Raw genomic sequence first — 14,213 nt, forward strand, 5'->3', positions numbered from 1 at the left:
CGGGCGCCAAGCTGTAACAAAAGCCGGGCAAAGACCCGGCGAATCCGGGAGACTATGTCATGCACCAGCTTTGGGGCGAAATGGATCGCCGCCTGCTCATCAAACTCGGCACCGCGGGGCTCGCTGCGCTTGCGCTGCCCGGCGCCGCGCGTGCCGCGATGGCGCAGGGCTTCACGCATAATGTCGCGAGCGGCGAACCCGGTCCGACGAGCGTTCTGCTCTGGACGCGCTATGCCGCGCCGTCGAGCGCGCGACTGACCGCCGAAGTCGCCGAGACGGCCGATTTTGCGCGCGTCGTCGGGGGCGGCAGCGCCGACGCCGAGGGTGGGAACGATCATACGGTCAAACTTCGCGTCCACGGGCTCGAGCCGGGACGCTGGTATTTCTATCGCTTCGTCGCCCCCGACGGCACCACGTCGCCGGTCGGCCGCACGCGCACCTTGCCGCAGGGGCCGACAAGCGCTTTCAATATAGCGCTCTTTTCCTGCTCGAACCTGCCCTTCGGCTGGTTCAACGCTTATGCCCACGCGGCGGCGCGCGGCGACATCGATCTTGTCGCGCATGTCGGCGACTATCTTTATGAGTATCGCGTCGGCGAATATCCCTCGATCGAGGAAGCGCTTCCCGGCCGATCGATCCAGCCGACGCACGAAATCGTGGCGCTCGCCGACTATCGCCTGCGCTACGCCGCCTATCGCAGCGACCCCGACCTCCAGCGGCTGCACCAGCTATTCCCGATGATCGCACAGTGGGACGACCATGAATTAACGAACGATGCGTGGCGGGACGGCGCCGAGAACCACAATGAAGGCGAGGGGCCGTGGCCCGAACGCAGGCGCGCGGCCGAGCGCGCCTATCGCGAATGGATGCCTGTCGACGACAGCCGCTGGCGCCAGTACGAAATCGGCGACCTTGCGACCATCTTCCTCCCCGAAACGCGCATCACCGGCCGCGACCGCCAGTTCGAGGTCGACGAGATCATTGCGGGCGGGGGCGATGCTGCGGCGAAACTGCGGCAGTTCGCCGAAACGACCTATCGCGATCCCCCGCGTCAGATGCTCGGGGTCGAGCAGGAGAAATGGCTGACCGGCGCCATCGCCAAATCCGCCAAATCCGGTACCCGCTGGCAGATTTGCGCGCAGCAGGTGCTGATGGGCAGCCTCTTCACACCGCCCGACGTCGTGAACTGGTTCGGGCCCGATATGTCCCCCACGGTGCGCCGCCGCGTCGAGACGGGGCAACTTGTCGCAAAGGCCGGCCTGCCGCTCAACTTCGACAGCTGGGATGGCTATCCCGCCGCGCGCTCGCGCCTGCTCGCGGCGGCGCAAGCGGCCGATGCCGACTTCGTCAGTCTTGCGGGCGATACGCACAACGCATGGGCCTTTGACCTGGCCGAAGGCGGGCGTCCCGCCGGGATCGAGATCGGTGGTCACAGCGTCACTTCGCCGGGCTATGAACATTATACGCCGGGCATTTCGGACGCGCAGCGCGTCGGCGGCCTGCTGGGGTCGTCGCCCGAACTCAAATGGGCGAATACCGAGGATCGCGGTTATGTCACCGTCCAGCTGACGCGCGACGCGGTGACCGCGAACTGGCACAGCGTCGAGACGATCCGCAGCCATACGCCCGCGCTCAAATCGACGCACAGCATGACGGCGCGGCGCGGGCGGCGGATGTTCGAGGCGGCTTAGCTGTAGGGCGGCGATTCCTCGAACTCGTCGAACCAGGGATAGTCGTTCGCCACGCTCGCGGTGAAGTTGGGCGGGCGTTTTTCGAGGAAGCTCGTCACGCCCTCGGCCGCGTCGGGGCTGCGTCCGCGCGAGAAGATTGCGCGGCTGTCCCAGCGATGGGCCTGGATCGGGTGCGGCGCGCCCATCATCCGCCAGAGCATATGGCGGGTCAGCGCGACCGAGACGGGCGCGCTGTCGGCGGTCATCTCGCGCGCCTTCGCTATTGCCGCATCAATCAGCGCGCCGGGCGCATGGACCGACTGGACGAGGCCTTTGTCCCGCGCCTCCTCTGCCGAGATGAGGCGGCCCGAATAACAGAGGTCGACGGCGTTCGCGATGCCGACGAGGCGCGGCAGGAACCAGCTCGACGCGGCTTCGGGAACGATGCCGCGCCGCGCGAAGACGAAGCCGTAACGCGCGGTCTCGCTCGCAAGGCGCGCGTCCATCGGCAGCGTCATCGTCGCGCCGATGCCGACCGCCGCGCCGTTGATTGCGCCCAGCACCGGCTTTTTCGCCTCGAAAATGCGGAGCGACAGCCGCCCGCCCGAGTCGCGTATCAGCGGGTGCGACCAATCGATGCTGCCATCCGAGCGGATCGGGCTCGCCGAAGCGCCGTCGGGCAGTATCGCTTGTTTGTCGGTGCGCTTGTCATAATCGAAGGTCGAGGCACCCGAACCGAGGTCGGCTCCGGCGCAAAAGGCACGATCGCCCGATCCGGTGAAAATGACCGCGCGCACGGCGTCGTCGGCGTCGCAGTCGTCGAGCGCGGCGACCGCTTCGATCATCATCTCGGTAGTGAAGGCGTTCATCCGGTCGGGACGGTGGAGGGTCAGCAGCGCGATGCCCTCATGCTTGTCGAGGCGAATCTGGTCGAAACTCATTTCACTCTCCTTTGATTTTCGGACATGGTTGCAAGCGGCGTGCACCAAGGCAAGCTCTAGTTTACGTAAGCGTAAAGATCGCTGGGGATGACGGGCGGTTTCTTTGCCGCTATAGCGCGCCCGACCGCCCCGGCGCCGCGCCTCTTTCCTGAGTCGCCATCGCCGGGGCCATTCATTTGGTTCCGACAGAAAGTACCCGCCCATGGCCCGCCGCCGCCAGATTTACGAAGGCAAAGCCAAAATCCTCTATGAGGGGCCCGAGCCCGGCACGCTGATCCAGTATTTCAAGGACGACGCGACGGCGTTCAACGCGCAGAAGCGCGGGACGATCAATGGCAAGGGCGTGCTGAACAACCGGATTTCGGAGCATGTCTTCACATTGCTCGGCCAGATCGGTGTGCCCACGCACTTCATCCGCCGCCTCAACATGCGCGAGCAGTTGATCCGCCAGGTCGAGATCGTGCCGATCGAGGTCGTCGTGCGCAACGTTGCTGCGGGCTCGCTGTCGAAGCGCCTCGGGATCGAGGAGGGGACGCAGCTTCCCCGCACATTGATCGAATATTGCTACAAGGACGACGCGCTCGGCGATCCGCTCGTCGCCGAAGAGCATATCGCTTGCTTCAACTGGTGCAGCCAGGAAGAATTGCACGACATTCAGGATATGGCGATCCGTATCAACGACTTCATGTCGGGCATGTTCGCAGCGGTCGGCATTCGCCTGATCGACTTCAAGCTCGAATTCGGTCGCCTGTGGGACGGCGAGTATAGCCGTATCATCTTGGCCGACGAGATCAGCCCCGATGGTTGCCGCCTGTGGGACATGGTTTCGGGCGAGAAGCTCGACAAGGACCGTTTCCGCCGTGACCTTGGCGGCGAGGTCGAAGCCTATCAGGAAGTCGCGCGTCGGCTCGGCCTGCTGCCCGAAGGCGGCGAGAACGCGGTGCTCGACCTGGAAAGCCACCGCAAAAAGAAGGGCTGAGCGGCCGGGCTTTCCCGGTCGCTTCCGTTGGTCGGCGGCAGACGTCGTTCATCGAAAAGCCGCTCGACCGGGTTTCCGACGTGGCTTGACGGGGCGGAAATCGGGGCCATCACGGGGGGATGACCCTCCGCCTTGCCCGCCGCGCCACGATCGCGCTCTTGCCGCTCGTCCTCCTCGCACTCCATCAGGCGCCGCTGTCCGCAAAGGAGGCGGCCAAACCGGCGGCTGCCGCCACGATCAATCCGCAGACCCCCGCGGCGAAAGTGTGGAACTTTGCTGCAAGCGACATTCCGTTCGATTCCAACATCATCTTCGGCGTCCTGCCCAACGGGATGAAATATGCGCTGCTGAAGAATACGACGCCAAAGGACAGCGTCGTGCTGCGGATGCGCTTCGACGTCGGCAGCTTTGCCGAGGCCGACGACCAGCGCGGACTCGCCCATTTCCTCGAGCATATGGCGTTCAACGGCTCGACCCATGTGCCCGAGGGCGAGATGGTGAAGCTGCTCGAACGCAAGGGGCTGGCCTTCGGCGCCGATACCAATGCGTCGACCGGCTTCGACCAGACGGTGTACCAGCTCGACCTGCCCAATGCGTCCGACGACCTTGTCGACACCGGGCTGATGCTGATGCGCGAAACCGCGAGCGAGCTGACCATCGATCCCGGCGCAGTCGACCGCGAACGCGGCATCATCCTGTCGGAGCGGCGCGCGCGCGACACCTATCAGCTGCGCGGCCTGATCGACCAGCTCGATTTCCAGATGCAGGGGATGACGGTCGCAAGCCGCATTCCCATCGGCACCGAAGAAGTGATCAGGACTGCCCCCGCGGCGCGCATCCGCGACCTTTACGACCGCTATTACCGCCCCGAGCGCGCGACGCTGGTCATGGTCGGCGATTTCGATCCGGCGGCGATGGAGGCGAAGATCAAGGCGCGCTTCGCCGACTGGCAGGGCCGCGGCCCGGCGGGAGCGACCCCCGACATCGGAAAGCCCGATTATGCCCGCGCCGCCGCGAGCGATGATTTTGTCGATCCCGCGATCCAGGATTCGGTGACGATCACGGCGTTCCGGCCGTGGGTTCAGGAAGCCGACACCAAGGCGAAGCGCGCGCGCAAGCTCGCCGAAGACATCGGCGAGTCGATCGTCGGCCGCCGCCTCGCCAAGATCGCGCTCGAAGAGAATTCGCCGATCCTCGCCGGCTATTTCAGCGATGCCGAGGGTTGGAAGGTTTTCGATCAGGTCACGATCGGCGCGGTCGCGAAGGAAGGCGCGTGGAAGGATGCGCTGTCGCTGGTCGAACAGGAATGGCGCCGCGCTGCCGCGTTCGGCTTCACCGACGCCGAGGTCGCCGAACAGGTCGCGAACCGCCGCACCGCGCTCAAGAATGCGGTCGCGGGGGTGACGACGCGGCGCAGCGACACGATGGCCGATGTCCTCGTCGATGCCGCCGACGGCGATTTCGTCGTCGTGCGGCCCGAAACCTCGCAGGCGATGTTCGAGGCGGTGGCGCCGTCGCTCACCGCCGATGCCATCACCGCCGCCTTCCGCAAACGGATGGAAGGGTTCAGCCCGCCCCTCGCGCGCGTGACCTCGAAAAAGCCGCTCGACGGCGGCACCGGCGCGATCCTTGCGGCACTCAAGGCGTCGGAGCAAGTTGCCGTCGCCGCTCCCGCGCAGACCGAGAGCGCGGCCTTCGCCTATGACGATTTCGGGACGCCCGGAAAGGTCGTCAGCGACAGCCGCATCGACGACCTCGGCATCCGCCGCATTCGCTTCGCCAATAATGTGATGCTCAACATCAAGAAAACCGATTTTCAGAAGGAGACGGTCTATCTGTCGCTGCGCGTCGACGGCGGCAACCTGCTCGCGACGCGCGACGACCCGACCAAGGTCGCGCTCGCTGGTTCGATGGTGCTCGGCGGGCTGGAGGCGCACAGCGTCGACGACCTGCGCTCGATCCTCGCGGGACGGACGGTCAATCCCAGCTTCGGCAGCGGCACCGACTATTTTGGCGGCACCGCGACCAGTTCGCCGGGGGATTTTGCGCTCCAGGCAAAACTGATGGCGGCGTTCCTGACCCATCCGGGCTATCGCCCCGACGGGTTGGCACTGATCCGCCGCGTCCTGCCACAGCAATATGCCGCGAACGATGCGACCCCGGCGGCGGTGCTCGGCCGCGATGCGGGCGGCATATTGGCCAATGACGATCCGCGCTCGCAAACCCCGCCGCTCGAAAAACTCATGTCGCTCGACTGGGCGCAGCTGAAACCGGTGGTCGCCGACAGCTTTGCCAATGGCGCGATCGAGATCGGCGTCGTCGGCGACATCGATGAACAGGCGGCGATCGATGCGATCGCGGCGACCTTCGGCGCGCTGCCCGCTCGCCGCGCCGCGTTCGATCCGCGCGCCGATGCGCGGGTTCGTCAATATGCGACCGACCGCAGCGAGCGGACCTTGATCCACAAGGGGCCCGCCGAGCAGGCCGAGCTTCGCGTCTATTGGCCCGCCCGCGACGACAGCGACCTCGTCGAGGCGATGCGGCTCAACCTGCTCGCGCGCGTGATGCAGTTGATGCTGACCGAGGAATTGCGCGAGAAGCTGGGTGAAAGCTACAGCCCCGGCGCGGCGGCGAGCCTGTCGGACGAATATCCGGGCTATGGCCATCTGTTCGCCGCGAGCAACGTGGATTTCAAGGATCTGGCGACGACGCGCGCGGCCATTTTCGCTATCGCAAAAGAACTGCGCGACAAGCCCGTCGATGCCGACCTGCTCGACCGCGCGCGCAAACCGCTGCTAGAGGCGATGACCAAGGCGCGGCGCGATAACAGCTATTGGCTGCCCTATGTGTCCGAGGCGACAAGCCAGGAGGCGCGGCTCGACCGTAGCCGCAAGAGCATCGCGATCGTCGAGGCGGCGACCCCCGCCGACCTCGAAACGCTCGCGCAGCGCTACCTGACGGACGACAAGGCGCTGGTAATCAAGGCGATCAGCGACAAGGCAGGGAAATAGGGGCCGGGAAATAAGGGCCGGGAAATAGGGTCGGGCGGCGGACAGGCACGGACGATTGCCTCTGGACCCTCCGGCGCTCGTCCGCCTATAGGCGTCGCCGATGGTTTCGCGCCCGAAAGGGCAGGGGAAGGACAAGATTATGAGCGTGACGACGGTTCCACTGCGCCCGGTGAGCAAGGGCGGGCTGTGGCTGATGTGGATCGGCCTGATCGCGCTGCTCGTCGCGGGTGCGGCGTTCGCGTTCACCGGCACGCCGAAGATCGGTTTCGAAACGGTGAAAGCCGGAACCGGCCCCAGTCCGACCACCGCCGACGTCGTCCTCATCAAATATGAGGGCAAGCTCGATAATGGCACCGTGTTCGACGCCAATGAACAGGCGCCGATGCAGGTGTCGCAGGTCGTTCCCGGCTTTTCGCAAGCGCTGACCCGGATGCAGAAGGGCGGCAAGTACAAGATCACGATTCCGCCGGCGCTGGGTTATGGCGACCGCGCGGTTGGGCCGATCCCGGCGGGTAGCACGCTGCATTTCGACATCGAGCTGATCGACTTCCGCACCGAAGCCGAAGTCCGTGCGATGCAGCAGATGATGCAGCAGCAACAGATGATGCAGGGTGCCCCTGGCGGCGCTCCGGGCGCACCCGGCGCCCCGGTTCCCGCGCCGCAGCCGTAAGCGGCTCGCTCGGTCAAGAAACAAAGCGGCGGCGGGGTTAGGTGCCCGCCGCCGCTTTCGTTTGCCCGGCGCCCGCGTTGCGCTCGGCTTCGCGTTCCAGTGCGACCTTGATCATCGCGACGATCGGGTCGGCGAGGAACAGCCCCATGATGCCGAGCAAGGCGCCGAAAAGAATCTGCGCGCCGAGGACGAGCGCAGGGGCCAGGTCGACCGTTTGCTTCGCGACCATCGGGACGATCAGATAGCCGTCGACCGTCTGCACGATGAAATAGATGGCGATCGCCCACAGACCGGTGTCGGTACCCGCAGAAAAGCCGACGAGGACGAGCAGCACCCCCGAAACGATCGCGCCGATGTTGGGGATGAAGGCGAGCAGGCCGGTCAGCAGCCCCATCAGCGCGGCCATCGGGATGCCGACCGCCATGCAGGCGAGCCAGGTTCCGACCCCTTCCACCGCCATGCCAAGCAATCGTCCCGCCATCAGCCGGCGCAAGGTGAAGCCCATGCGCGCGGTGGTGATGTAGAAATTCTCCCGGGCTTTGATCGGCAGCATCCACGCGACACCGCGTTCGTATAGCCGCGGCTCGATCGCGATGAAGACGCCGAGGACGAGCACCATGACGAGGCTGGTCAGCCCGCCCAGCACCGTGCCGACCGCGGCGGTGACGCGGCCGAAGGTGCCCGCCATATTGTCGGTGATCGTCTTGGTATCGAGCTGGAACTCGCCCATGCCATGCTCGCTGGCCCACGCGGCGATGCGCTCGACCTGACCCATGACCACCGTCTGCAGTGCCGCGGCCTGGTCGGCGATCTGCGAACCCGCGAACATCACCGTCCAGATCAGGAAAGCGACAAGCGACAGGCAGACGATCAGCAGCCGCCAGCCGCGCGCGATCGGCAATATCCGGCCAAGCAGGCGCGTGCCGCCGTCGAGCATCGACGCCATCACGATCCCGGCAAAGATCAGCAGGATCGGCTGGATCAGGACGATGCAGACGCCGATCAGCAGCGCGACGCCGAGCCAGACCCCCGCCTTCAACAGTTCGGTGCGGACAAGCTGGCTGCGGATTTCGGTCGGGCCGGGGGCGGCGTCCTGCGCCTTGGCTTGCGCGACGGCTTCCTCGCTGGTCGCAGCCATGGTCTTGCTCCCTCGAACCTAATCTACGTTTTTATCATGCTCGGGGCGCAGATTGGTTCCCGCGCGGCCGGGGCGCAGCGCCTCGAACCAGCTGACCGGATTGTACCATTCCGCGGTGCCGTCGGTCGAAAAGCTGATGATCTCGGCGCGGCCTGCGATCGCGTCGAAGGGAACCGGTCCGCCGAGGCCCTTCTGCTGCACCGACACGCGGCTGTCGGCGCTGCCGTCGCGGTTGTCGCCCATCAGGAACAGATGGTCGGCGGGTATCTTGATCGGGCCATAGTCGTCGGTCTGGTATCCGGGGCCCATGTCGATCGTGTCGAAGGTCGCGCCCCCGGGCAGCGTCTCGCGTACGATCGGCAGTTCGAGCCGTTCCTTGTCCGCCGCGTCCTTGACGATGAAGCGGCCGAGGCTGCTGTCGGGGCCGGGCAGGTTGGCGTCGACCGGGATCGACAGCATCGGCTGCACCTCGCGCTTCACCGGCTTGCCGTTGATGAACAGCGCGCCGCCCTTCAGCTCGATGGTGTCGCCGGGCAGGCCGATCACGCGCTTGATATAATCGACGCGCGTCACCGGATGTTCGAGCACGACGATATCGCCGCGCGCGGGCAGCTTGCCGAACCAGCGGCCGGCCGTTTTCGGCGCGAGGTGAAAGCTGACCGAGGCATAGGACCAGCCATAGGGGTATTTGCTTACCACCAGCCGGTCGCCGTTGCGCAGCCCCGGCATCATGGAATCGGAGGGGATATAGAAGGGCTTGGCCACGCAGCTATGGATGCCGAGCACCAGCAGTACGATCACCACCACGTCGCGGATCAGCTTGCCCCAGCCGCCTTCATCCTTGTCCGCTTTCGCCATGCTCAGTCCTTGATCGCCTCGATGATGACGAATGCCTGCGCCCACGGATGGTCGTCGGTCAGCGTCAGGTGGATATGCGCGCTGTGTCCCGCCGGGATCATCTCGGCGAGCCGCGCCGCCGCGCCGCCGGTCAGCGCCAGCGTCGGGGCACCCGACGGCGCGTTGACGACGCCGATGTCCTTCATGAACACGCCGCGCTTGAAACCGGTTCCGACGGCTTTCGAAAAGGCTTCCTTCGCGGCGAACCGCTTGGCGTAGGTTCCGGCACGGGTGAACGGCCGCCGCGCCGCCTTGGCGCGTTCGACGTCGGTGAAGACGCGCTGCTCGAAACGCTCGCCGAAGCGGTCGAGCGAATTCTGGATGCGCTCGATATTGCAGAGGTCGGAACCGAGACCGATGATCAAAGGATATCCTCCCTGTCGCGCAGCGATGGGGAGGGGGACCGCGCCCGCAGGGCGTGGTGGAGGGGCCGCGACGTGGCGCCATGAGCCCCTCCGTCAGCGCTCCGCGCTGCCACCTCCCCATGGCTCCGCCACAGGGAGGATATTGTGATTGGCAAGGTCATCCCCGCGCCTCGTCCATCAGGCCGCGCATCCGCTGGATCGCATGCTCGAGGCCGGTAAAGATCGCCTCGCCGATCAGATAATGGCCGATGTTGAGCTCGGCGAGTTGGGGAATTGCGGCGATCGGCACCACATTGTCATAGGTCAGGCCATGCCCTGCGTGCGGCTCGATCCCGTTCTTCCACGCGAGCGCCGCGGCGTCGGCGATGCGGCGGAGTTCGGTGGCGCGTTCCTCGCCCTCGACATGTGCGTAGCGGCCGGTGTGGAATTCGACGACGGGGGCCTTCAGGCGCATAGCGGCCTCGATCTGGCGCGGGTCGGGTTCGATGAACAGGCTGACGCGAATGCCGGCGTCGTTCAGCCGGGACACGATCGGCGCGAGATGGTTGTGCTGGCCTGCAGCGTCGAGCCCGCCCTCGGTCGTCCGCTCCTCCCGCTTTTCGGGGACGATGCAGGCGGCGTGCGGCCTATGGCGCAGCGCGATTGCGAGCATCTCGTCGGTCGCCGCCATCTCGAGATTCAGGGGCAGGGTGGTCGCGGCCTGGATGCGCGCGAGATCGTCGTCGCGGATGTGGCGCCGGTCCTCGCGCAGGTGCGCGGTGATGCCGTCGCCGCCGAACGCCGCGACGATCTCCGCCGCGCGCACCGGATCGGGATGATCGCCGCCGCGCGCATTGCGGATCGTCGCCACATGGTCGATGTTGACACCGAGCCGCAGCTTTGAGGGCATGGCGCTCAAGCTGCCGCGCTCCGGCTCCCCGGCTTCACCGCCTGCGTGCCCGCCAGTTCGGGCGGCAGTTCGTTGGGGGCATAGGTGGGGAAATTGATCGCGACCAGCGGAAAGAAAGGGACGCCGAGGTCGACGCTGCCCGCCGAGCGATCGACGAGCGCCGCTTCGGCGACGACCTCGCCGCCCGCCGCGCGGACCGCCTCCATCGCCTCGCGCGACGACAGGCCGGTGGTGACGACATCCTCGACCATCAGCACTTTCGCGCCCTTGTCGATCGCGAAGCCGCGGCGCAGCTCGAAGGTGCCGGTCGGACGCTCGACGAAAATCGCCGGCTTTCCAAGCGCGCGGCCCATTTCATGTCCGATGATCACTCCGCCCATCGCGGGCGAGACGACGACGTCGATCGCCTGCCGCAGGTCGCGCGGCAGCTTGGCGGCGAGCGCGGTCGCAAGCCGGCCGGCGCGCGCCGTGTCCATCAGCACGCGCGCGCACTGAAGATAATATTCGCTGTGGCGGCCAGAAGAGAGCAGGAAATGTCCCTGCAGCAGCGCGTCGGCAGCGCGGAACTCGGCCAGGATTTCATCATCGGTCATGGGAGAATGGGTCTTTTGTTCCTGTCATCGCCCCGATCGGGGCGACTGGGTTTCGGCAGCGAAAATTTGTCTGCCGTAAAATAGTGTTAGAGATGCTTGAGGCAAGCGGCAAGCGGGGTTATAGCGCCCGCGAGATTCAGCCTTGGGGACGGCTGCCGCGACGCGTGTCCGGCGACCCGGACAAGGGGTTGGGGCATCGAAAAGAACAACAGGCAACGGGCGGCACAATTCTTATGAAGAGCTTGAAAACCCTTGTAATCAAAGGCGCAATCGCAGCGGCTTTGTCGCTCGGCGCGGTGGGCGCCGCGCATGCGACGGCTCCTGCGGCGGTACCTGTCGCCGCGCCTGCGGCGACTCCGGCATCGGCGGCGCCCGATACGGCCGCGCCGACCGCCGCCCCGGCTGCGACCGACGCCGCGAAAGCGGCCGTGCCGGCGGGCGATGCGACCTATGTTCCGATGAAACCGACCCCCGGGATCGGCCAGCCGGTCGACGGGGGCGTCAATTTCCAGCCGCAGGTCACCCCGATTGGTGAGCAGGCCTACTGGTTCAACCATGTGATCCTGCTGCCCGTGATCACGGTGATCTCGCTCTTCGTTCTCGGCTTGTTGCTCTGGGTTGTCGCGCGCTACCGCGCCAAGGCGAACCCGGTGCCGTCGAAAACCACCCACAATACGTTCATCGAAGTGATCTGGACCGCGATCCCGGTGCTGATCCTCGCGGTGATCGCCGTCCCGTCGATCCGCCTGCTCGCGGCCCAGTACGAACCGCCGAAGAAGGACGCGCTGACGATCAAGGTCACCGGTTATCAATGGTATTGGGGCTATGCCTATCCCGACCAGGGCATCGGCGAATATGTCTCGAAGATCCTGCCCGAAGACAAGGCGAAGGCTGCAGGCGAGCCCTATCACCTCGCCGTCGACAACCGCATGGTCGTTCCCGTCGGTCGTCAGGTTAAGCTGATCATCACCGGCGCCGACGTGATCCACAGCTTCGCGGTGCCGGCTTTCTGGACCAAGATGGACGCGGTCCCCGGCCGCGCCAACGAAACGACCTTCACCCCGACCAAGGTCGGTGTCTATTACGGCCAGTGCTCGGAGCTTTGCGGCGTCGACCACGGCTACATGCCGATCGCGGTCGAAGTGCTGCCGGTCGACAAGTGGGAAGCCTGGGTCCGCTCGAAGGGCGGCAACCCCAATCCGGCGCCCGCGGCTCCGGCCGCTGCGGCGCCCGCCGCACCCGCAACGTCGGCAGCAGCTCCCGCTGCAACCGCACCCGAAGCAGCGCCGGCTGCGGCTCCCGCCGCTGCTCCGGCCGCAAAGAAATAAGTTAAGGGGTCCGACAGATGACCGATATCGCAGCGACTGCACCCGCGCACGGCGCCGAACACGCTCATGCCCACGCGCACGATCACGACCATGACACGCCGGGCTTTTTCGTCCGCTGGTTCATGTCGACGAACCATAAGGACATCGGCACCCTCTACCTGATCTTCGCGATCGTTGCGGGGATCGTCGGCGGTGTGATTTCGGGCATGATGCGCCTTGAACTGGCCGAACCCGGCATCCAGTATCTGCCCGGCTGGGCGTCGATGCTGGGCAGCGGCGCCGACGAGGTCGCGGGCAAGCATCTGTGGAACGTGCTGATCACCGCGCACGGCCTGATCATGGTCTTCTTCATGGTCATGCCCGCGATGATCGGCGGCTTCGGCAACTGGTTCGTGCCGCTGATGATCGGCGCGCCCGACATGGCGTTCCCGCGCATGAACAATGTCAGCTTCTGGCTCACCGCGGTCGCGTTCGTGATGCTGGTGGGGTCGAGCTTCGTACCCGGCGGCAGCGGCCACGGCGCCGGCACCGGCTGGACGGTCTATGCGCCGCTCTCGACCAGCGGGTCGGCAGGGCCGGCGGTCGATATGGCGATTTTCTCGCTGCACCTCGCCGGCGCGGCGTCGATCTTGGGGGCGATCAACTTCATCACCACCATCTTCAACATGCGCGCGCCCGGCATGACGCTGCACAAGATGCCGCTGTTCGTGTGGTCGGTGCTGGTCACCGCCTTCCTGCTGCTGCTCGCGCTGCCGGTTCTGGCGGCGGCGATCACCATGCTGCTGACCGACCGCAACTTCGGCACGACCTTCTATGATGCGACGGGCGGCGGCGATCCGGTGCTCTACCAGCATCTCTTCTGGTTCTTCGGCCATCCCGAAGTGTACATCATGATCCTGCCGGGATTCGGCATCGTCAGCCAGATCATCTCGACCTTCAGCAAGAAGCCCGTCTTCGGCTATCTCGGCATGGCCTACGCGATGGTCGCGATCGGCGTCGTCGGCTTCATCGTGTGGGCGCACCACATGTTCACCGTGGGCATGAGCGTGAACCTCAAGATGTATTTCACCGCGGCGACGATGGTCATCGCGGTCCCGACCGGCATCAAGATCTTCAGCTGGATCGCCACCATGTGGGGCGGCTCGCTGAGCTTCAAGACCCCGATGGTCTGGGCCCTGGGCTTCATCTTCATGTTCACCGTGGGCGGCGTGACCGGCGTCGTGCTCGCCAACGGCGGCGTCGACACCAACCTGCACGACACCTACTATGTCGTCGCGCACTTCCACTATGTGCTGTCGCTGGGCGCGGTCTTCTCGCTCTTCGCGGGCTTCTACTACTGGTTCCCGAAAATGTCGGGCCGGATGTACAACGAGTTCCTCGGCCAGCTGCACTTCTGGGTGTTCTTCATCGGCGTCAACGTCATGTTCTTCCCCCAGCACTTCCTGGGCCAGCAGGGCATGCCGCGCCGCTACCCCGACTATGCGGAAGCCTATGCCTATTGGCACCACATCTCGTCGCTCGGCTATGTGATCATGGCGGTGGGCATGCTCTTCTTCTTCGTGAACATCCTCTGGTCGCTGTTCGCGGGCAAGCAGGCGGCCGACAATCCGTGGGGCGAAGGCGCGACGACGCTCGAATGGACGCTGTCGAGCCCGCCGCCGTTCCACCAGTTCAACGAACTGCCCCGGATCGCGTGACGTTTATCGCCTGACCAGCTTCGCCCTCTGCTGAC

At 65.7% G+C, this 14,213-nt stretch carries 12 protein-coding genes; 6 read left to right on the plus strand and 6 right to left on the minus strand.

The window, feature by feature from the left end; genetic code table 11:
* Positions 1-59: 59 nt before the first annotated feature.
* Positions 60-1,691, plus strand: coding sequence for an alkaline phosphatase D family protein (locus tag QOL68_RS03230; protein WP_282946899.1), 1,632 nt, complete (start codon positions 60-62; stop codon positions 1,689-1,691).
* Here QOL68_RS03230 and QOL68_RS03235 read toward each other — a convergent pair.
* The gene (locus QOL68_RS03235) at positions 1,688-2,611 is read right to left on the minus strand and encodes a crotonase/enoyl-CoA hydratase family protein (protein ID WP_282946902.1); all 924 of its coding nucleotides are present in this window, start codon (positions 2,609-2,611) and stop codon (positions 1,688-1,690) included. The genes QOL68_RS03230 and QOL68_RS03235 overlap by 4 nt on opposite strands.
* A 202-nt stretch (positions 2,612-2,813) precedes the next feature.
* Here QOL68_RS03235 and purC point away from each other — a divergent pair, with 202 nt between their 5' ends.
* The 3 genes from purC (at position 2,814) to QOL68_RS03250 (ending at position 7,271) form a co-directional block, all read left to right on the plus strand.
* Positions 2,814-3,590 (plus strand): phosphoribosylaminoimidazolesuccinocarboxamide synthase, encoded by a 777-nt coding sequence (gene purC, locus QOL68_RS03240; protein WP_058454471.1) that lies wholly within the window; start codon positions 2,814-2,816, stop codon positions 3,588-3,590.
* Positions 3,591-3,709: 119 nt separating this feature from the next.
* Complete coding sequence (locus QOL68_RS03245) at positions 3,710-6,601, plus strand: M16 family metallopeptidase (protein ID WP_282946905.1); 2,892 nt, start codon at positions 3,710-3,712, stop codon at positions 6,599-6,601.
* 139 nt (positions 6,602-6,740) lie between these two features.
* Positions 6,741-7,271, plus strand: coding sequence for an FKBP-type peptidyl-prolyl cis-trans isomerase (locus QOL68_RS03250; RefSeq protein WP_204993171.1), 531 nt, complete (start codon positions 6,741-6,743; stop codon positions 7,269-7,271).
* 37 nt (positions 7,272-7,308) lie between these two features.
* On the opposite strand, the gene QOL68_RS03255 is transcribed toward QOL68_RS03250, so the two are convergent.
* The 5 genes from QOL68_RS03255 to pyrE form a co-directional block, all read right to left on the minus strand.
* Positions 7,309-8,409, minus strand: a complete 1,101-nt coding sequence (locus tag QOL68_RS03255; protein WP_282946908.1) for an AI-2E family transporter — start codon at positions 8,407-8,409, stop codon at positions 7,309-7,311.
* Positions 8,410-8,427: 18 nt separating this feature from the next.
* Positions 8,428-9,267, minus strand: coding sequence for a signal peptidase I (gene lepB / locus QOL68_RS03260; RefSeq protein WP_282946910.1), 840 nt, complete (start codon positions 9,265-9,267; stop codon positions 8,428-8,430).
* Between the two features lie 2 nt (positions 9,268-9,269).
* Entirely contained in the window at positions 9,270-9,671 is a 402-nt protein-coding gene (gene acpS, locus QOL68_RS03265) for a holo-ACP synthase (RefSeq protein ID WP_058454466.1), read from the minus strand.
* Positions 9,672-9,828: 157 nt separating this feature from the next.
* Positions 9,829-10,560: a pyridoxine 5'-phosphate synthase gene (locus tag QOL68_RS03270; protein ID WP_282946913.1), complete on the minus strand. Its 732-nt coding sequence runs from the start codon at positions 10,558-10,560 to the stop codon at positions 9,829-9,831.
* Positions 10,561-10,565: 5 nt separating this feature from the next.
* A complete protein-coding gene (gene pyrE, locus QOL68_RS03275; protein WP_282946914.1) occupies positions 10,566-11,153 on the minus strand; it encodes an orotate phosphoribosyltransferase in 588 nt (195 codons plus the stop codon).
* A gap of 233 nt (positions 11,154-11,386) precedes the next feature.
* Here pyrE and coxB point away from each other — a divergent pair, with 233 nt between their 5' ends.
* Together coxB and ctaD are read left to right on the plus strand one after the other, a co-directional pair.
* Positions 11,387-12,481: a cytochrome c oxidase subunit II gene (gene coxB / locus QOL68_RS03280; protein ID WP_282946916.1), complete on the plus strand. Its 1,095-nt coding sequence runs from the start codon at positions 11,387-11,389 to the stop codon at positions 12,479-12,481.
* A gap of 17 nt (positions 12,482-12,498) precedes the next feature.
* Positions 12,499-14,178 (plus strand): cytochrome c oxidase subunit I, encoded by a 1,680-nt coding sequence (ctaD, locus tag QOL68_RS03285; RefSeq protein ID WP_058454462.1) that lies wholly within the window; start codon positions 12,499-12,501, stop codon positions 14,176-14,178.
* Positions 14,179-14,213: the final 35 nt, after the last annotated feature.

It is taken from the genome of Sphingopyxis sp. Geo25 (assembly GCF_949769135.1).
Classification (GTDB): Bacteria; Pseudomonadota; Alphaproteobacteria; order Sphingomonadales; family Sphingomonadaceae; genus Sphingopyxis.

Bases quoted from the DNA above. Each gene is read 5' to 3' on its own strand.
- QOL68_RS03230 (WP_282946899.1), top strand. From the start codon at position 60: ATGCACCAGCTTTGGGGCGAAATGGATCGCCGCCTGCTCATCAAACTC.
- QOL68_RS03235 (WP_282946902.1), bottom strand. From the start codon at position 2,611: ATGAGTTTCGACCAGATTCGCCTCGACAAGCATGAGGGCATCGCGCTG.
- purC (WP_058454471.1), top strand. From the start codon at position 2,814: ATGGCCCGCCGCCGCCAGATTTACGAAGGCAAAGCCAAAATCCTCTAT.
- QOL68_RS03245 (WP_282946905.1), top strand. From the start codon at position 3,710: ATGACCCTCCGCCTTGCCCGCCGCGCCACGATCGCGCTCTTGCCGCTC.
- QOL68_RS03250 (WP_204993171.1), top strand. From the start codon at position 6,741: ATGAGCGTGACGACGGTTCCACTGCGCCCGGTGAGCAAGGGCGGGCTG.
- QOL68_RS03255 (WP_282946908.1), bottom strand. From the start codon at position 8,409: ATGGCTGCGACCAGCGAGGAAGCCGTCGCGCAAGCCAAGGCGCAGGAC.
- lepB (WP_282946910.1), bottom strand. From the start codon at position 9,267: ATGGCGAAAGCGGACAAGGATGAAGGCGGCTGGGGCAAGCTGATCCGC.
- QOL68_RS03270 (WP_282946913.1), bottom strand. From the start codon at position 10,560: ATGCCCTCAAAGCTGCGGCTCGGTGTCAACATCGACCATGTGGCGACG.
- pyrE (WP_282946914.1), bottom strand. From the start codon at position 11,153: ATGACCGATGATGAAATCCTGGCCGAGTTCCGCGCTGCCGACGCGCTG.
- coxB (WP_282946916.1), top strand. From the start codon at position 11,387: ATGAAGAGCTTGAAAACCCTTGTAATCAAAGGCGCAATCGCAGCGGCT.
- ctaD (WP_058454462.1), top strand. From the start codon at position 12,499: ATGACCGATATCGCAGCGACTGCACCCGCGCACGGCGCCGAACACGCT.